Below are 17,978 nucleotides of genomic sequence, written 5' to 3'. Positions count from 1 at the left end.
TTTTCCAATCACATACGCGAATTACCATGCCAACGCATCGGGGTGGATACATATTAATGATGTTAAAATGATAATGCCTGATTAACAATACGCTATTGCAAACCCATGAAAATCACTTACTTGTTTGCGTAGGGAAACGACTGTGGAAATATGGCGGCAGTTTGGGATGTGCGGCTGCGGCGGGCAACAAAAAAGGCAAGGGTTGCCCCTTGCCTTTTTTATGTGGAATGGATCCTGATCAGTTCAGGCCTTCCAGTTTCTTTTTCACGGTTTCTACTTTATCGTTCATGTTTTTGATCGCGTAGATTTTCTGGAGCGCGTAGAGGGCGCTTTCGAAAGTGCGTTTGTCGCTGGCTTCCATTTTGCTGCCCATGGCGGTGAAACCGGCGTCGGCTTTTTCGAAGTACGGGAGCGACTGGTCCATGAGGCCTTGAACTTTACCTTGCAGTTCTTTCGCTTTGGGGCCGGTTTGCTCCTTGCTGCTCAGGGAGTTCAGCTCTTTGTTGCTGGCTACTGCGCGGTTGAAGTAAAGGGCGCCGAGCTGGAAGTTGGCGGTGGCGTCGTCAGCCTTGATGGCCAGTGCTTTTTTGTAAGCTTCTTCCGCTTTGTTCATGAGGGCGTCGTAGTTGGCGGGTTTCGCCACGTCGTTGCCTTTCTCGTCGCGGGGGTTGGCTACGTTATCGAGACGGATGGCGTAATCCAGCACGAGGCTGAAATCGCTGGGGTTCTCGTTCACTTTTTTCTCGAGCATGCTCAACAGGTCGTCCGTTTTACCGGTTTTGGAATAGTAGAGCATTTCCATATCGTTAAAGCGTTTGTCTGCCGGGAAGAGGCCTTTCGCTTTTTCGATGGTGCCGAGCCAGTTGGCGTTATCGCCGCGTTCTTCGTATTGCTGAGCCAGTACAACGTAGAGGGCGGGTTCGGTTTTGAACTGGAGATCGGCTGCTTTTTTCAGCAGTTCGAAAGCGTCGTCCTTTTTACCGGCCTGCTGGGCGGCGTAACCGGCGTAGAATACCATGGCGGTGTCTGTCGGGATGGAGCCGCCGAGGTTTTTACCGTTGTAGTAGTCGCGTACTTCTACCGCTTTTTTGAAGTAGATGAAGGAGGAGTCCCATTTCTGATCGTTCAGGTTGCCATAACCGGCATTGCCGATGGTGGCGTACACGTTGAACATGCGGTTATTCATTTCCAGGAGGGCTTCCGGGAGTTTGGGGTTGATTTCGAGGGCTTTTTTGAAGGCTTCGAAAGCAACTTCCGCGTCGGCCGCGCTTTTGTTCTTGGTAGCAAGGGCTTCGTAGATTTTGCCTTTTACGTACCAGGTACGGGCATCGTCCTTGGTCTTTTCATGAGCGAGCGCCGCTTCGATATCGGCTTTCGCCTGGTCGATTTTGTCGCTTTTCAGGTATTCATCTGCACTGTTCACCTTTGCTTTCTGCGCCATGGCTGCAAATCCGGCGCCGCAAAAGAGAAGCGTTACAAATAGTTTTTTCATGTGGCTCAGGTTTTTAAATAATTATCGTTAATTGTTAATGGTTTACTCTTCAGTGGGCTCGGAAGCGGCTTCACCAGCGGCCTCTTCACCGCCTTCAGCAGTTTCACCGGCCGATCCGGCACCTTCAGCAGTACCTTCCGCTCCTTCTTCACCACCTTCCACGCCTTCGGCGTTTTCAACGATCTCGTCTTCCTCCTGCTCGTCGAGCCGTGCTACGGCGGCGATTTCATCGGATTCGTCCATACGGATGAGCCTTACGCCCTGGGTAGCGCGCCCAGCTTCGCGGACGTCTGCCACCGCCATGCGGATGGTGATACCGGATTTGCAGGTGATCATCAGGTCGTTCGTTTCGGTAACGTCCACGATGGAGATGAGAGAGCCGGTCTTTTCGGTAATGCTGATAGTTTTTACCCCTTTACCCCCGCGATTGGTGATGCGGTATTCCTCGATGTCGGTCCGTTTGCCGAACCCTTTCTCGGATACCACGAGGACGGTTTTCGTCTTATCTTCCTTATCAACACAAATCATACCAACCACTTCGTCTTTCTCATTATCGACCTCGATACCCCTTACCCCGATGGCGCCGCGGCCGGTGTCGCGCACGGTATTTTCAGGGAAGCGGATCGCGCGGCCGCTCTTCACGGCCATCATGATCTCGCTGTTGCCGTTGGTCAGTTTGGCTTCCAGCAGCTGGTCGCCGTCGTTCACCGTGATCGCGTTCACGCCATTGGTGCGCGGGCGGCTGAACTCTTCCAGCAAGGTTTTCTTGATAATACCGTTGCGGGTACAGAGCACAATATAGTGGCTGTTGATGAAGTCTTTGTCGCCCAGGTCCTTAATGTCGATGATCGCGCGGATCTTGTCGTCAGACGGCAGGGTGATGAGGTTCTGGATGGCGCGGCCCTTGCTGGATTTCTCACCCTCGGGGATTTCGTACACCTTGAGCCAGTAGCAGCGGCCTTTTTCGGTGAAGAACAGCATGGTGTGGTGGGTAGACGCTACGAACAGGTGCTCGATATAGTCTTCGTCGCGCGTTTTGCCGCCGATGGCGCCGCGGCCGCCGCGTTTCTGCTGGCGGTAGTCGTACGCGGAGGTACGCTTGATGTAGCCCAGGTGGGAAATGGTGATCACCACGTCTTCCTCGGCAATGATATCTTCGATGCGCATTTCGGCTGCGAGGTACTGGATCTCGGTCTTTCTTTCGTCGCCGAATTTCTTTTTCACTTCTTCCAGTTCCGTCTTGATGATTTGCATCCGGAGGCCTTCGTCCCCGAGGATTTCCTTCAGTCTGCCGATGAGTTGCATAATCTCTTCGTATTCTTCACGGATTTTGTCGCGTTCCATGCCTGTCAACCTCTGGAGGCGCAATTCCAGGATGGCTTTCGCCTGGATCTCGCTCAGCCCGAAGCTGGACATGAGGCCTTCGCGGGCAACGTCCGGGGTGGCCGAGTTGCGGATGAGGGCGATCACTTCGTCGAGATGGTCGAGGGCGATGAGATAACCCGCGAGGATGTGGGCTTTCTTTTCCGCTTCACGCAGTTCGAACTGCGTGCGGCGGGTCACCACTTCGTGGCGGAACTCGATGAATTCCGTCAGGAGCTCGCGCAGGTTCATGATCCGGGGCCGGCCTTTTACGAGCACTACGTTGTTGATACCGTAAGAGGTCTGGAGCTCGGAGTATTTGTACAGCTGGTTGATGATGACGTTGGGGATCGCTTCGCGCTTGAGGTCGATCACCAGGCGCATGCCTTCGCGGTCGCTCTCGTCGCGCACGTCGGAGATGCCTTCGATCACCTTATCGTTGACCAGCTGTGCGATTTTCTGGTGGAGCACGGCTTTGTTCACCTGGTAAGGCAGTTCGTAGATCACGAGTTTTTCCTTACCGGATTTGGCCGTTTCGGACATGATCTTGCCGCGTACTACTACCCTGCCGCGGCCGGTCTCGAAGCCCTGTTTAACGCCTTCGAAACCGTATATGATGCCGCCCGTCGGGAAGTCGGGGGCTTTGATATGCTTGATCAGTTCTTCCGTAGTGATGTCGCGGTTTTCGATCATGGCCGTGAGCCCGTCCACGAGTTCGGACAGGTTGTGGGGCATGATGTTGGTGGCCATCCCTACCGCGATACCGCTGGCGCCGTTGGCGAGCAGGTTCGGGATGCGGGTGGGCAGTACCAGGGGCTCTTCGAGGGTGTCATCGAAGTTAAGCGTGAAATCCACGGTGTCTTTTTCGAGGTCTTCCAGCATCGCTTCAGCGATCTTCTGCAGGCGCACCTCGGTATAACGCATGGCCGCGGGCATGTCGCCATCGATCGATCCGAAGTTACCCTGCCCGTCGATCAGCATGTAGCGGAGCGACCAGGGCTGGGCCATACGCACCATGGTATCGTACACGGAAGCGTCACCATGCGGGTGATATTTACCCATTACGTCCCCAACAACACGGGCAGATTTCTTGTAAGGCTTGTTGTGCGTGTTCCCCAGCTCGTGCATGCCGAACAGCACGCGGCGGTGAACGGGCTTGAAACCATCCCTGACGTCCGGCAACGCGCGGCCTACGATCACGGACATCGAATAATCGATGTACGCCGTCTTCATCTGCTCCTCAATGTTGATCGGAACAATTCTACCTTCCTTTTGATTGTCTTGATTGTCCGTGTTCTCTATCATTATGTTATTGGTTTACAGGTTTTTCCGTATCCTTAAATAAAGAGCAAATATAACGATTTCAGGCCGGATTCCGGTGCTTTGGGGGCTAATTGTGAATAAAAATGAGGGAATATTCCTACTTTCGCGTCATCTCCGGTAAATGTTCTATATATCTTAAAATTGATATATACCAGCCGATCACAAATTGGCAAGCAATTTGTTTATAACCCTATGAAAATCAGCCCTTATAAACGAGCGGAATCAATTGTTCGAATGTTCTGGAAAACAGCGGTTATCTGAACATTCGCCGGAAATTATTGTTTTCGTTTGGTAGTTTTAACCACCTGAGTCTCTTATGAAGCATGTTCTATTGTTTGGCGCCGGCAAGTCAGCGACCGTACTGATCGATTACCTGCTGGCCAATGCGCCCCGGCAAAAATGGCATATCACCGTAGTGGATAACGACCTCATGCTGATCAAATCCAAGATCGGGAAGTCGTATTACGCCACGGCAGCGGCGATCGATGTGAAAGACGCTTCGGTCCGCCAACCCCTCGTCCGGGAAACCGACCTCGTCATTTCCCTGCTCCCGCCCGCCCTGCACATCACGGTGGCGCGCGACTGCCTGCAATTCGGCAAGAACCTCCTTACCGCGTCTTACATCGATCCGGAAATCCGCAAACTGGAAAAGGAAATCGAGCAGGCCGGCCTGCTCTTCATGTACGAAATGGGCCTCGACCCCGGGATCGATCATATGTCTGCCATGAAACTCATCCAGTCGATCGAGAAGAAAGGCGGCCAGATCTCCTGCTTCCGCTCTTATTGCGGCGGGCTCATTTCCCCTGAAAGCAACGACAACCCCTGGCAGTACAAAATTTCGTGGAACGCGCGGAACATCGTGCTGGCGGGCACTTCCGGCGCCATTTACCGCGAAAAGGGCAAGGTGAAGGAAGTGGCCTACGAGCACCTGTTCGACCAGTCCAAAACCATCCAGGTGCCCGGCCTCGGCAAACTCGCCTGGTATCCCAACCGAGATTCCCTCAACTACACCGATATTTACAACCTCTCCAACGTGCCCACCTTCATGCGCGCCACCCTCCGCTATCCCGATTTCTGCGAAGGCTGGAACGCCGTGGTACGGCTGGGGCTTACCGACGATAAGAAGAAACGCCCGACCGACAAGCTGGCCTATTCCGCATGGGCCATGCAGAACATTACGGCAGACGAGCAGCTCAGCCCGGAAGAGAACGTAGCCCAGTTCCTCGGCGTCAGCAGCAAAAGCAAACTGATCCGCCAACTGAAATTTTTGGGCATTTTGAACGGAGATTTGATTAACTTAGGGGAACAGACCAACGCGGGCGTTTTGCAGCATGTACTCGAAGCCCGCCTGAGAATGGAGCCATCCGACAAAGACATGATCGTAATGTTGCACGAGATCGAGTTCGAGCGGCGCAACATGAGCACTAAATTATCAAGTTACATGATCGTGCAGGGAGAAGATAACCTGCGCACCGCCATGGCAAAAACGGTAGGGCTGCCCCTCGGCATCCTGGCCAAACTGGTCCTCTCCGGCCAGGTAAGCCTCACAGGCCTGCAGATCCCCGTTATGCCGGACATCTACAATCCCGTCCTCCGCGAACTGGAGGAATTCGATATCAGGTTCGAGGAAACTTTCGATTGAGGAAATCACATTGCACACAGGCCGAAGATGCAGCCGCTTTCATCCCGGGATTCAAGTCATTTTTCCTATGACTACTCCTAGAAGAGGAAGTTGAACAAGTGAAAGTATGGGCCGTCCCGGTAGTACCGGGGCGGCTATTTTTTTAGGGTCGCAGCAAATCCAGCAGCTCCGCCACTCCTTCCGTCGCCGGTTTTTCGATCAGCGTCCAGCTATGGGAATCGCTCACCGGCGGAATTTTTTTGTCGATGATATACCGCGGCACATCCGCCCGCAGATAATTCACCAGCCCTGCCGCCGGGTATACGTTCAGCGACGTGCCGATCAGCACGAACACATCCGCCTGCACGATCTCCAGCACCGCCGGCTGTATCATGCTTACATCTTCCCCGAACCACACCACGTGCGGCCGGAACTGTCCGCCGTCGGGCGCCAGTTGCCCCATTTGGATATCTTCCCGGATCTCGTACAGCGTGGTTTCATCATGCACGCTGCGCATTTTGAGAATTTCGCCGTGGAGGTGCAGCACGCGGGTGGAGCCGCCGCGCTCGTGCAGGTCGTCGATGTTCTGGGTGATCACCCGCACGTCGTACCACTGCTCCAGTTGCGCCAGTCCGCTATGCGCGGCGTTGGGCATGGCGGCCAGCACGTCTTTGCGGCGCAGGTTGTAGAATTCCTGGACGAGGGAGGGATTGTTCTGCCAGCCGGTGGGCGAGGCCACTTCGTAGACGTCGTGCCCTTCCCACAGGCCGTCGGAATCGCGGAAGGTGCGGAGACCGCTCTCGGCGCTGATGCCTGCGCCGGAAAGCACGACCAGTTTGGGTTTCATATCTTTCGGGTTTAATAAGAAATGACAGGCTTACATGCCTGCCATTTCCATGATTTTTTCGAATTCTTCGGGTTTCACCGTTCCGACCGATAGGCGGCCGAGCCGTATGAGGTCCATGTTCGCGAGGCTCTTTTCGGCCTTTATCTGCGCGAGGGTGACGGGCTTTTTGAGCTTCTTCACCGGAGCGAGGTCTACCGCGAGCCAGGCGGGATCGGGCGTGGTGGGGTCCTGGTAGGATTCTTTCACCACTTTGGCGATGCCTACGATCTCGAGCCCTTCGTTGCTGTGGTACCACAACACCTGGTCGCCTTTCTTCATGGAGCGGAGGTTATTGCGGGCGGCGTAGTTGCGCACGCCGTCCCAGAACGTCTGCTTGTCTTTCACGAATTGGTCCCAGGAATATTTGAACGGTTCCGATTTCACTAACCAATATTGCATTCCGAATCGCTTTATGTGCGCGGGTTACCAGCCACTGGCCAGTACGTCCGCGATGTGCATGATTTTAATGTTTTGTCCGTGTTTACGGATGTAGCCGTCGAGGTGCATGAGGCAGCTGAGGTCGGTGGAGATGAGGTAATCCGCACCGGTGTCTGCCGAATTGTGCACTTTCTGCTCTCCCATTCCGAGGGAAATGGGTTTGAATTTCACGGCAAAGGTGCCGCCGAACCCGCAGCAGGTTTCCGATTCGTTCATCTCGCGCAGTTCGAGGCCTTTCACGTTGGCCAGGAGTTTGCGCGGGCCTTCCTTGATGCCGCATTCGCGCAGGGCGCCGCAGGCATCGTGATAAGTGCCGACGCCTTCGAGGGTAGCGCCGATGTCGGTTACGCCGAGCACGTCTACGAGGAACTCCGTGAATTCGTAGAGGTTTTTGCGGAGGAGTTTTACGTCGTTATGTGCGGCGGAATTATCGAACAGTTTGCCGTAGTAATTCCGTACGAAGCCGGTGCAGGACCCGCTGGGCGCCACGATATAGTCGTACACGTGGAAGTCTTTGAGGAACTTGGTGGCCACGCTCCGGCATTCATCCTGGTACCCTGCGTTGAAGGCGGGCTGGCCGCAGCAGGTTTGATCGGTATTGTAATGCACGGTGCAGCCGAGTTTTTCCAGGACTTTCACCATGTTGAAGGCGGTTTCAGGAAAGAGCTGGTCTACGAAGCACGGTATGAAAAGATGTACGTTCATGCTGGTGTTATCAGTTTGGGTAATGAGCAGACAAAGTTAAGGGCTGCAAACAATTCAAGCTGCTGTTAACTTCGCTATTATCGGGCACTTTTTGCCAGTTGACGTTGAAATCCGATCATCTTGAGGGCGGTGAGCGCGCCTTCTTCCCCTTTATGGCCGTGAGCGCCGCCAAGACGGTCTGTGGCCTGTTCTACCGTGTTAACGGTAAGCACGCCGAAGATCACGGGGATGGGCAGCTCGAGGTTCAGTTGGAGGATCCCGTCTGTCACGGCCTTGCATACATAATCGAAGTGCGGGGTTTCTCCGCGGATGACGCATCCGAAAGCGATGATGGCAGACGGTTGGGCGCCGGTGCCGCGGGTTTGTTCCCAGATTTGTTTGCAGGCGAACGGCAGCTCAAAGGAGCCCGGCACGACGTAGGTGCTGAAATTTACTTTCTGCTCGGTGAGCGTACGTTCGGCACCCGCCACCAGTTCGTTGGTGACGAAATCGTTCCATTCTGTAGATACAATAACAACACTGGCACCCTCCAGTTGAAGAATGCCAGTGTTGTTGAGTAAAGTCTGATTGTGTACGGACATTTCCCGGATTATTTCACCACGCCCAATCTTGCCAGGTATTTCTCCATTTCACGGCCTTCGTTGGTGCGGGGGTATTTTTGTTTGATTTGTTGGTAAACGGCGATCGCTTCATCGGGCTTGTTGGCTTTTTCGAGGGCCAGGCCTGCGCGCATGAGGTACATGGGCGAAGTGATCTCGTTATCGGATGCGCCTGCTTTTTTGTAGTAGCTAACGGCGTCTGCAGCGTTGTTCAGTTCCATGTAAGCGTCTCCGATGAGGCCGTTCGCGATGGAAGAGATCACGATGTCGGAGCTGGAGAATTGCTTCAGCTGGTCGATCCCTTTCTGGAATTCACCGAGGCGAACGTGGCAAACGCCTGCATAGTAACGGGCGAGGTTGCCGGCTTTGGTGCTGCCGTATTTATCGATCACCTGGAGGAAACCGTAGTTGTTGCCGTCGCCATTGAGCGCTTTGCTCAGCGAATCGGCTGCGAAGAAGTTCTGCGCCTGGAAAATGGCTACCTGCGCTTTCTCTTCTGCCGGGGCCTTTACGAAACGCTTGTAAGCGAAATATCCGCCGAAGCCCAGCACGAATGCCAGCAGGGCGATGTTGATGACGTTCTTGTTCTTGCTGTAGAAATCAGAAGCACGGTCTGCAGATGCCTGCAGGTCGAAGTCCTGGTTTTTCACCGCCTTTTCGGGCTGTTTAGTGTTTTTATTTTCTGCCATGGTTGTTTGCATAATGAACTATAATAGGTAGACAGGGATGGATTTAGTCGACGATGAACGGATAGTCTTCCTGGATGTAAACATCTTTCAGCAGCTCGTCGTCAGACGGCCAGGGGCTTTCTTCCGCGAATTGAACGGATTCTTCCACTTCCTGTTTAACTCTTTCCGCGATGGCTTCGATGTCGGCTTCGGTAGCCCATTTGTTTTTCAGCAGCGTTTCTTCTACGATGGTGAGGGGGTCGCGCTGTTTGTATTCTTCCACTTCTTCCTTGGTGCGGTATTTGGCCGGGTCGGACATGGAGTGGCCGCGGTAGCGGTAGGTTTTGATTTCCAGCAGGGTCGGTCCGCCGCCTTCACGGCCGCGGGCTACCGCGCGGGCGATGCCTTCGTGAACGGCTTCGCAGCTCATGCCGTCGATGGAATCGGCGGGCATTTCGTAAGCGTCTGCCAGTTTGTAGATATCGAGTACGTTGGATGTACGTTCAACGGAAGTACCCATGGCGTAGTGGTTGTTCTCGCAGATGAAAATTACGGGAAGCTTCCACAGCATGGCCATGTTGAAGGTTTCGTGCAGCATACCCTGGCGGGCGGCGCCGTCACCGAAGAATGCGAGCACTACGTTATCGGTGCCCAGGTATTGTTCGGCGAATGCCAGGCCTGCGCCGGTGCCGATTTGTGCGCCCACGATACCGTGACCGCCGAAAAATCCGTGTTCCTTCGAGAAAAAGTGCATCGATCCGCCCTTGCCTTTCGAGCAGCCGGTCGCTTTACCGTACAGCTCGGCCATACAAGCCTTCGCCGAAATACCCTTCGCGATCGCCAAAGCGTGGTCGCGATATGCCGTAATGAATTTATCGCCGGGTTTCGTGGCCGTCATAGCGCCTGCCGCAATCGCCTCCTGACCAATGTACAGGTGACAGAAACCGCGTATCTTCTGCATTCCGTATAATTGCCCTGACTTCTCCTCGAAGCGACGCAGTAACAGCATCAATTCGTACCAGTACAGATATGTCTCTTTGGTGAATTTCGTTTTCACGTCTGTTAAAGTTTGCACTATTTCTAAATTTGTTCGCAAATATAACAGGAAAATCTGCAAATTCAAGCAATTTTGCAGAAGGATGTCTTAACGCCTTGCGGCAGACGGCATTCCGGCAGTTCAAACCATTCCCACAGCTTGTTGACGATATCCTCCATAGCGCTCACGCAATTCAAGAATTATTCGCACCGCACCTTCCGGTTCCATTCCCGCATCGTCGGCATCACCGGCAGGAACGGTTCGGGCAAGACCAACCTGCTCGACGCCATATATTATCTCTGTTTCACCAAAAGCTATTTCAGCTCCATCGAAAGCCAGAACGTCCAGTACACCATGAACGGATTCCGGCTGGAAGCGGCCCTCGTGCGCCACGACCAGCCCGAAAAGATCGTCTGCACCGTCAAAGACGGGAAAAAGGACATCGCGCTCAACGATGAACCGTACGACCGCTTCTCCCGCCATATCGGCCACTTCCCCGCCGTCATGATCGCGCCGGACGATGCGGAGATCATCCTCGGTGGCAGCGAAGACCGCCGCAAGTGGCTCGACGGGTTGCTGTCGCAGCTCGTGCCCGGTTACCTGGATCATCTCCTCGCCTACCATAAAATCCTCCAGCAACGGAATTCCCTGCTCAAAACCATGGCCTCCATGGTCCAGAGCCCCGATCCGCTGCTCGATATTTTCGACGAACAGCTCGTACAGCACGCCACGCCCGTGTTCGAAGCGAGGAAGGCATTCCTGCCCGGGTTCATCGACCAGGTCCAGGAACGGTACGATTACCTCGCCGGCAGCCACGAGACCGTGGCTTTCCGCTACCAGAGCCAGTTGCTGGAACAGCCGCTGGCCACGCTCCTGGCACAGTCCAGGTTGCGTGACAAACAGGTGCAGCGGACTACCCAGGGCATCCATCGCGACGATCTCCTGTTCCTGCTCGACGAGCATCCCATGAAAACGAGCGCCTCGCAGGGCCAGCGCAAGAGCTTTTTATTCGCGCTCAAGCTGGCACAATACGAGGCGATCCGTGCGCACAAGTGCTTCCCTCCCATCCTGCTGCTCGACGATGTATTCGAAAAGCTGGACCAGGAGCGGGTTTCCCGGCTCATTCAACTGGTGCTCCGGCCCGATTACGGGCAGGTTTTCATCACCGATACCCACGGCGAGCGCCTCAGGGACGCCTTCGCCGCCTGTCCCGATGCCATCCAGCTGATCTCCATGCAGGAAAACTGACCCTACCGGCGGATAAGCCCGCTGATGAGGGATATCAGGAACAATACCAGGAATATAAAGAAAAGGATCTTGGCGATGCCCACGGCGCCCGCCGCGATGCCGCCGAACCCGAATATGGCCGCCACAATGGCGATGATGAGGAAAATAACTGCCCAGCGTAACATAATAAAGGGTTTTAAAGTGAAACAATGATATTATACTGAATGTTTGGCAAACATCATTCCACGAATGCCGTATGTCATTTAACGGTCCATTCCTGACCCGATTCCTGTAGTTTTGCGCAAATTTTACCACAAAATGCGGCGATTCTCGGGGCCATTGACCTTCATTTTCATTACGTTACTCATCGACTTTATCGGCTTCGGGATCATCATGCCCGTGGTACCCAAACTGATCGAACAACTGATCGGCGGCAACGAAAGCGATGCTGCCTGGTACGGGGGATGGCTCACTTTCGCCTACGCCTTCATGCAATTCTTCTTCGCTCCCATCCTGGGCGGCCTTTCCGATAAATACGGCCGCCGGCCGGTACTGCTGCTGTCTATGGCGGGTATGGGCATCGATTACCTGTTCCTCGCCTATGCGCCCACGATCTTCTGGCTGTTCGTAGGCCGGATTTTCATCGGGATCACCGGCGCCAGCATGACGGCCGCTTCCGCCTACATCGCCGATGTCAGCACCCCCGAAAAGCGTGCCCAGAACTTTGGTTTGCTGGGCATGGCCGTCGGTATCGGGTTCATGCTCGGCCCGGTGATCGGCGGGCTGGTGAGCCATACCTGGGGGCTGCGGGCACCGTTTTTCATAACGGCCGGGCTATCGCTCCTCAATGCGCTGTACGGCTATTTCATTCTCCCCGAATCGCTGAAACCGGAGAACCGGCGGCCGTTCGACTGGTCGCGCGCCAACCCCTGGGGCGGGCTGCGGCAGATGAAGCGGTACCGGTATATTTATCCGCTGCTGGGCTCCGTGGCGCTGATTTACACGGCTATCCACGCCATCCAGAGCAACTGGACCTATTATACCATGTTCGTGTTCAAATGGACGGAAACGATGGTGGGGTATTCGCTTTCTTTCGCGGGATTGATGCTCATCATCGTGCAGGGCGGGCTGATCCGCATCGTGCTGCCGAAGCTGGGTTACCACCGGGCGGTGTATATCGGGCTCCTGATTTACGGGGTTTCTTTCCTGCTGTTCGCGCTGGCCACGGAAGGTTGGATGATGTTCCCCATCCTGGGCCTGTATGGCCTGGGCGGGATTTTCGGGCCCAGCCTGCAAGGCGTTATTTCCAACCAGGTGCCTGCCAACGAGCAGGGCGAGCTGCAGGGCACGTTTACCAGTCTCATCAGTTTGACGAACATCGTGGGGCCGTTGCTGATGACGGGCCTTTTCCACTTCAGCACGCAGGAAGGCGCGCTCATCCATCTCCCTTCCGCACCTTTCTTAATGGCGGCCGTTCTCACGCTGTCGGGCGCGTTGCTGGCCATCCGGGCGTTCCGGAAGCATACGAAGGCGGATGTGAAGTAAGGTTATTTCCGGAGGAGGGCGAAGGCATGGTCCCAGCTGCCATTCCGGAAGCCGTATGCGCACCAGACCACGCACATGGATTCGAGGTGCCGGCTCATGGGGATTTCTCCCACATCCACAACGTCTTTCCATCCCAGCTGGCCAAGAATGTCGGTAACGGCGAGCTTGGCCAGGTCGTCGTTTCCTGCGATGAACATGGCCGGAGTGCCTTCTTCGTACAAAGGCGCCACCATCCGGGTGTTGCCGATGGTATTGAGGGCTTTGACGACATGTGCGTCTTGCAACCAGGACTGTACCTGCTCCCCGCCCGATTTGGCGTGGCCGGTGGCCAGGTGCAGGCGGCCGGCGGCGTCGGGGCCCTTCCCGTCCAGCGGGTTGGTCACGTCGATCACGATCTTTTTCTTGAAATTCCAGATACCGGCCATTTCGATGGCGGCTTTGGTGCCGGTCCACCCCGTGCAAAGCACGATGACGTCCCCGAAGGCGGCGGTTTCAGAGTATGTGCCTGATGTGGCGGCGGGATGGGCTTTGAGCCAATCCTGCAAACCTTCCTTTTGCGTGTGCCGGGTCCCGATCATCACGGCGTGGCCGCGCTCCGAAAAAGCGGCGGCCAGCGTCAGGCCTACGTCGCCGGACCCGAGGATGGCGATCTTCATACCGAACAGATTTGCTTCTATCCTAATTTAAGCAAATCCTGCGGGATTATTGCAGATAGCTCAAAAAACGCGACAAGCCCTGGCGTTTGCTGGGCGTGAGGCGGTAGCTGATGTTTTTGGTGTAATAAACGGTCAGATCGTAAGCGCCATAAGTATTTTCACCCACCACGGCGGGGATATTGTTGAGGCCGATGGCGTTGGCGTCGTTGAACTGCTGGATGAACTTGATGTCCAGCGGTTTGTTGCTGATCCATGCTGCGAACACGAAAGGCAGGCTGGTGAAGCGGATCCAGTGTTCGGCCAGGTCGTAGACGAACGAGGAGATCAGCCGCTGGTGCAGGGCGCGGTCGCCGATGACGAGGGCTGCGTCCGTTCCGGTGATGAGATGCTGGAATTCGCCCGTGGTTTCCACGAATTCCACGTCCAGGCGCCAGTATTCACGCACGAGCACTTTGAGGAGCGCCACGGAAGTGCGGCTCTGGTAATCGAGGTATATTCTTTTGATATCCTGCAGGGGCACTTCGCTGAAGAGGCAGACAGACGCTACCGGGCCTTCCGCGCCGATGCAGAAATCGGAAATAATGTGCGATTCCTTCATTTTCGGAATGATCGCTACCGGAACGAGCCCTACGTCCACCGTTCCATCCACCAGTTCTCCGGCTATTTTTGCCGGGTAATCCACCGTCAGTTCCATGTTCCGCAGTACCGGGTGTTCCCTGAATCCGTACAATAAAGGCTTCGTATTCAGATAACTCACTGCTGCTACTTTTACTTTCCGTTCCAATTTCTGTAATTTTGAGCCTGCTAAATTAAAGTAATTCCCGTAATTACCTGCTTTGGGATAACCGGGGGCTTTATTGACAGGATAATATTAACATGATGCAATTACAAGCTTTAACTGCTATTTCCCCGGTAGACGGGCGTTACAGAGGCCAGCTCGAAGAACTGGCCCCTTATTTTTCCGAATTTGCGTTGATCCGGTACCGTGTACAGGTGGAGGTGGAATACTTCATCGCCCTGTCCGAACAGAAGCTGTTCACCCTTCCCAAAGCCAAGCTTCCCGCCCTGCGCGCCATTTACCGCGATTTCACCGTGGAGCAGGCCCAGCTGGTGAAAGACACGGAAAAAGTGACGAACCACGACGTAAAGGCGGTAGAATACTTCCTGAAGAACGAACTGAAGCGCCTCGGGCTGGAAGACAAACTGGAATGGGTGCATTTCGGCCTCACTTCGCAGGACGTGAACAACACGGCCACGCCCCTGCTCTGGAAAGAAGCCATTGAGCATATATACCTCCCGTCCATCTCCAACCTCATCATCCACCTGAAAAAGCTGGCCAAAGACTGGAAAGCCGTACCCATGCTCGCCCGCACCCACGGCCAGCCCGCTTCCCCCACCATTCTCGGTAAAGAGATACAGGTGTTCGTGGAACGCCTGGAAGGACAGGTGAAGCTTCTCGGGGAAATCCCCTTCGCCGCCAAATTCGGCGGTGCCACCGGTAACTTCAACGCCCACCACGTAGCGTTCCCGGCGGTAAACTGGGAGAAATTCGGGAATAAATTCGTCAACAACATCCTCGGCCTGCAGCGGATGCAGTATACCACGCAGATCGAGCATTACGACAATATCGCGGCCCAGTTCGATACGCTCAAACGCGTGAACAACATCCTGGTAGACTTCTCCCGCGATGTATGGACGTACATTTCGATGGATTACTTCAAGCAGAAGATCAAGAAGAACGAAGTTGGTTCCTCCGCCATGCCGCATAAAGTGAACCCTATCGATTTCGAGAACGCCGAAGGCAACCTGGGCATCGCCAACGCGCTGTTCGAGCACCTGGCGGCCAAGCTGCCCATTTCGCGCCTGCAGCGCGACCTGACGGATTCCACCGTTCTCCGCAACATCGGCGTTCCCTTCGCGCATAGCCTCCTGGCGCTGAAGAGCCTCGACAAAGGGCTGAACAAGCTCATCCTCAACGCAGCCAAGCTGCACGAAGACCTGGAGCACAACTGGGCGGTGGTGGCCGAAGCCATCCAAACCGTGCTGCGCCGCGAAAACTATCCCCAGCCTTACGAAGCGCTGAAAGAGCTTACCCGCGGCGGGGAACAGATCACGCAGAAAACGATGCACAAATTTATCGACGGACTGAAGATCACGGCCGCCCTGAAAAAGGAGCTGAAAGCGATCACGCCGCATAACTATACCGGGATCCACTAATGCACGACAAGGCCGTCATATTGTTCGACGGCGTCTGCCGTTTTTGTAATGGCAGCGTGAATTTCGTGATCCGTCACGACCGGGCCGACCGGTTCCGGTTTGCGCCTTTGCAGTCGGATGCAGGTCAGTCGCTTTTGCAGGCGCACGGGATCGACGCCCGGGAAACGGATTCTTTCGTTTTGATACGGGATGGAAAATCCTGGGTGAAGAGCTCGGCGGCTTTGCGGGTGGCCCGCGGGCTGGGGTTTCCCTGGAACCTGCTGTGGGCGTTCATCATCGTACCGCGGTTTCTCAGAGACGCGGTGTACGACTGGATCGCGCGGAACCGTTACCGCTGGTTCGGGAAGATGGATGTTTGTATGGTCCCGGATGTGAGGGTGCGTGGGAAGTTTTTGTAATTTTTCTATTTAACGATAAAAGCCTTGTCCAGCAATGGTCAAGGCTTTTATCATTATTTCCAATGCTGTCCAATCCAGTCGTTTTTTGTATCCTTCGTTTGTGTGGCGCCGAATTCTTTAAATCTTTTGACTGGTTAAGGGCTAAAACAAACGCACTTGCCAGGTATTATTTATTTTTTTCTTCTGCTAAGTATTCGAATTATTAATCCTAACAGAAGCCCAAATAAAGTTGCAACTACCAACATCAGCATTACTTCCCCAAAAACATTTTTGATGTAACCGTAAATAGTTACAATTGAAATCAGTATGATTAAAACAATGTTTCGGGGATTCCTTAGCCATTTAATAATTGCATTTGATATTTTACTCATTTGAACGATATATTCCAACCAATAAATCACATTTAATAGCGGCCAGATATTGCAGGAGTTCGGCAGGAAATTCAAAGGTTTTACATATTATGTTGTATCCAATATGATCATCCATGCCAAAATCCAGGTATGTATAATCAATATTAGCACTTGTGGCATATTTTGCCAGCTGCTCCCCATGTGTTCTGAAAAAAGTCAACGCATTGGCTATTTGCGTTTTATGGTCATCGAAATTGGCTTCACTTACGATGTAATGCAAAGTCGACAAGTGCATCGTCTTTTTCTGCAGGCGCGAAGCTCCGGTCTGTTCGCCTTTTCGAGTGATTTCATAAGGTGGAATGCCTGTTTGTTCTACAAACAAATCGACATCAAAGTTTTCTCCACGGATCAATAGATTGCATGGCATGATAGTAGGGATTGGGTACTGGCGGCCGGAGATACGGTAAATAAGAAAGCCCGGCGCGATGGCCGGGCTTTCGATATCTGCAATCTATTGCTGTTGCTTATTTGGAAGGAGCCGGAGCAACGGGGGCTGCAGCGGCGGGTTTCACGTCGAGCAGTTCCACGTCGAACACCAGGATGCTGTTCGGCTTGATGAAGGGGCCGGAGCCGTTCAGGCCGTAAGCCAGGGCAGACGGGATGACGATGGTTGCTTTGGAACCCACTTTCAGCTGGGCCAGCGCATCGTCCCATCCCGGGATCACGCGGCCTTCGCCTACGTTGAATTTCAGGGGCTCCAGCGGCATGCCGGGGCGCAGGGTGCTGTCGGTATTGGAATCGAACTTGGTACCGTCAAGCAGTTTACCGGTGTAGTTCACGCTCACTTCGTCGCCGGCTTTGGCTTGTGCGCCAGTACCAACAACCGTCTCGGCGATGTAAACGCCTTTGGGAGACTTGCGGGTGTTCAGGTTATTCTTCTTGATGTATTCAGCGATTTCCTTTTCGTCTTTCTGGTTTTGTTTGGCAGAAGAGTACTTGGTTTCCACCACGAACGCAACTTTCATTACGTCGCCTTTCTTAGCCATGGGAGGCATTTGCGGCATGGAGTCCACAGGCAGCAGGAACACGGCGCTGTCGCCTTCGGTCAGCATCGCGAAGCCGTCCATGAGGTCATACTTGTTCTGGGTTTTCTGCAGTACCAGCGGCATACCGGTGGGTGCCTGCTCGCGGGACGACATCATGAGGGAGTCGTTCAGGTAAGAAGAGAAATGAACCACGATGGTATCGCCTTCTTTCAGTTTGTCACCTTTACCTTCTTTAGGAACGATGAACTCGATGCCACCCGGGGTTTTTCTCGGGCCGCTTTTACCGCAGCTGGCCAGAGCAAGACCTCCCAGCGCAACAAGTAACAGATTGTTTGTTTTCATCTTTACGATTGAGTTTATGAAACGTGTGTTGTGGCCGAAACCCTTACCGGGTGCCGATCCGGACTAT

Annotated in this window: 18 protein-coding genes; 5 read left to right on the top strand and 13 right to left on the bottom strand. The window is 54.2% G+C overall.

Translation table 11 applies throughout. The features are described from left to right. Window positions 1–238 precede the first annotated feature (238 nt). Window positions 239–1,492 (bottom strand): hypothetical protein, encoded by a 1,254-nt coding sequence (locus tag ACQKLP_RS15140; RefSeq protein WP_427323579.1) that lies wholly within the window; start codon window positions 1,490–1,492, stop codon window positions 239–241. Between the two features lie 42 nt (window positions 1,493–1,534). Then, complete coding sequence (gene gyrA / locus ACQKLP_RS15135; RefSeq protein WP_427323578.1) at window positions 1,535–4,159, bottom strand: DNA gyrase subunit A; 2,625 nt, start codon at window positions 4,157–4,159, stop codon at window positions 1,535–1,537. Between the two features lie 334 nt (window positions 4,160–4,493). Here gyrA and ACQKLP_RS15130 point away from each other — a divergent pair, with 334 nt between their 5' ends. Continuing rightward, on the top strand, window positions 4,494–5,819 hold the full coding sequence (locus tag ACQKLP_RS15130; protein ID WP_427323577.1) for a saccharopine dehydrogenase C-terminal domain-containing protein: 1,326 nt from the start codon (window positions 4,494–4,496) through the stop codon (window positions 5,817–5,819). Between the two features lie 142 nt (window positions 5,820–5,961). Here the strand turns inward: ACQKLP_RS15130 and ACQKLP_RS15125 are convergent, their stop codons facing one another. From ACQKLP_RS15125 to pdhA, 6 genes are all read right to left on the bottom strand, one after another. Next, complete coding sequence (locus tag ACQKLP_RS15125; RefSeq protein WP_427323576.1) at window positions 5,962–6,645, bottom strand: SIR2 family NAD-dependent protein deacylase; 684 nt, start codon at window positions 6,643–6,645, stop codon at window positions 5,962–5,964. 30 nt (window positions 6,646–6,675) lie between these two features. Next, window positions 6,676–7,083, bottom strand: a complete 408-nt coding sequence (locus tag ACQKLP_RS15120; RefSeq protein WP_126243817.1) for an EVE domain-containing protein — start codon at window positions 7,081–7,083, stop codon at window positions 6,676–6,678. Between the two features lie 24 nt (window positions 7,084–7,107). After that, window positions 7,108–7,827: a (Fe-S)-binding protein gene (locus tag ACQKLP_RS15115; protein ID WP_427323575.1), complete on the bottom strand. Its 720-nt coding sequence runs from the start codon at window positions 7,825–7,827 to the stop codon at window positions 7,108–7,110. Between the two features lie 77 nt (window positions 7,828–7,904). After that, window positions 7,905–8,408, bottom strand: coding sequence for a 6,7-dimethyl-8-ribityllumazine synthase (gene ribH, locus ACQKLP_RS15110; RefSeq protein ID WP_427323573.1), 504 nt, complete (start codon window positions 8,406–8,408; stop codon window positions 7,905–7,907). Between the two features lie 8 nt (window positions 8,409–8,416). After that, complete coding sequence (locus ACQKLP_RS15105; protein WP_427323572.1) at window positions 8,417–9,127, bottom strand: tetratricopeptide repeat protein; 711 nt, start codon at window positions 9,125–9,127, stop codon at window positions 8,417–8,419. Window positions 9,128–9,158: 31 nt separating this feature from the next. Continuing rightward, complete coding sequence (gene pdhA, locus ACQKLP_RS15100; RefSeq protein WP_341839820.1) at window positions 9,159–10,169, bottom strand: pyruvate dehydrogenase (acetyl-transferring) E1 component subunit alpha; 1,011 nt, start codon at window positions 10,167–10,169, stop codon at window positions 9,159–9,161. Window positions 10,170–10,289: 120 nt separating this feature from the next. Here pdhA and recF point away from each other — a divergent pair, with 120 nt between their 5' ends. Continuing rightward, window positions 10,290–11,378, top strand: a complete 1,089-nt coding sequence (recF, locus tag ACQKLP_RS15095) for a DNA replication/repair protein RecF (RefSeq protein WP_427323571.1) — start codon at window positions 10,290–10,292, stop codon at window positions 11,376–11,378. 2 nt (window positions 11,379–11,380) lie between these two features. Here the strand turns inward: recF and ACQKLP_RS15090 are convergent, their stop codons facing one another. Further along, window positions 11,381–11,542 (bottom strand): DUF1328 domain-containing protein, encoded by a 162-nt coding sequence (locus ACQKLP_RS15090; protein ID WP_126243812.1) that lies wholly within the window; start codon window positions 11,540–11,542, stop codon window positions 11,381–11,383. A 133-nt stretch (window positions 11,543–11,675) separates the two neighbouring features. Here ACQKLP_RS15090 and ACQKLP_RS15085 point away from each other — a divergent pair, with 133 nt between their 5' ends. Then, window positions 11,676–12,902 (top strand): TCR/Tet family MFS transporter, encoded by a 1,227-nt coding sequence (locus ACQKLP_RS15085; RefSeq protein WP_427323569.1) that lies wholly within the window; start codon window positions 11,676–11,678, stop codon window positions 12,900–12,902. Window positions 12,903–12,904: 2 nt separating this feature from the next. Here ACQKLP_RS15085 and ACQKLP_RS15080 read toward each other — a convergent pair whose 3' ends face one another. Beyond that, window positions 12,905–13,558 carry an NADPH-dependent F420 reductase gene (locus tag ACQKLP_RS15080; RefSeq protein WP_427323568.1) on the bottom strand — a complete coding sequence of 218 codons (654 nt, stop codon included), beginning with the start codon at window positions 13,556–13,558 and terminating at the stop codon, window positions 12,905–12,907. 46 nt (window positions 13,559–13,604) lie between these two features. Further along, the gene (locus tag ACQKLP_RS15075; RefSeq protein ID WP_427323567.1) at window positions 13,605–14,342 is read right to left on the bottom strand and encodes a menaquinone biosynthetic enzyme MqnA/MqnD family protein; all 738 of its coding nucleotides are present in this window, start codon (window positions 14,340–14,342) and stop codon (window positions 13,605–13,607) included. Window positions 14,343–14,434: 92 nt separating this feature from the next. Here ACQKLP_RS15075 and purB point away from each other — a divergent pair, with 92 nt between their 5' ends. Both purB and ACQKLP_RS15065 read left to right on the top strand, forming a co-directional pair. Beyond that, a complete protein-coding gene (gene purB / locus ACQKLP_RS15070) occupies window positions 14,435–15,775 on the top strand; it encodes an adenylosuccinate lyase (RefSeq protein WP_427323566.1) in 1,341 nt (446 codons plus the stop codon). Further along, window positions 15,775–16,173: a thiol-disulfide oxidoreductase DCC family protein gene (locus ACQKLP_RS15065; protein WP_427323565.1), complete on the top strand. Its 399-nt coding sequence runs from the start codon at window positions 15,775–15,777 to the stop codon at window positions 16,171–16,173. The genes purB and ACQKLP_RS15065 overlap by 1 nt, the downstream gene beginning before the upstream one ends. Window positions 16,174–16,536: 363 nt before the next feature. On the opposite strand, the gene ACQKLP_RS15060 is transcribed toward ACQKLP_RS15065, so the two are convergent. After that, window positions 16,537–16,950 carry a hypothetical protein gene (locus ACQKLP_RS15060; protein WP_427323564.1) on the bottom strand — a complete coding sequence of 138 codons (414 nt, stop codon included), beginning with the start codon at window positions 16,948–16,950 and terminating at the stop codon, window positions 16,537–16,539. A gap of 97 nt (window positions 16,951–17,047) precedes the next feature. Continuing rightward, a complete protein-coding gene (locus ACQKLP_RS15055; RefSeq protein WP_427323563.1) occupies window positions 17,048–17,911 on the bottom strand; it encodes an FKBP-type peptidyl-prolyl cis-trans isomerase in 864 nt (287 codons plus the stop codon). Window positions 17,912–17,978 lie beyond the last annotated feature (67 nt).

The sequence above is a fragment of the Chitinophaga sp. NPDC101104 genome (assembly GCF_050277495.1).
In the GTDB taxonomy this organism is placed as follows: Bacteria; Bacteroidota; Bacteroidia; order Chitinophagales; family Chitinophagaceae; genus Chitinophaga.
Note: the sequence above shows the minus strand (reverse complement) of the source record. Positions and strands in the feature narration are given on the sequence as shown.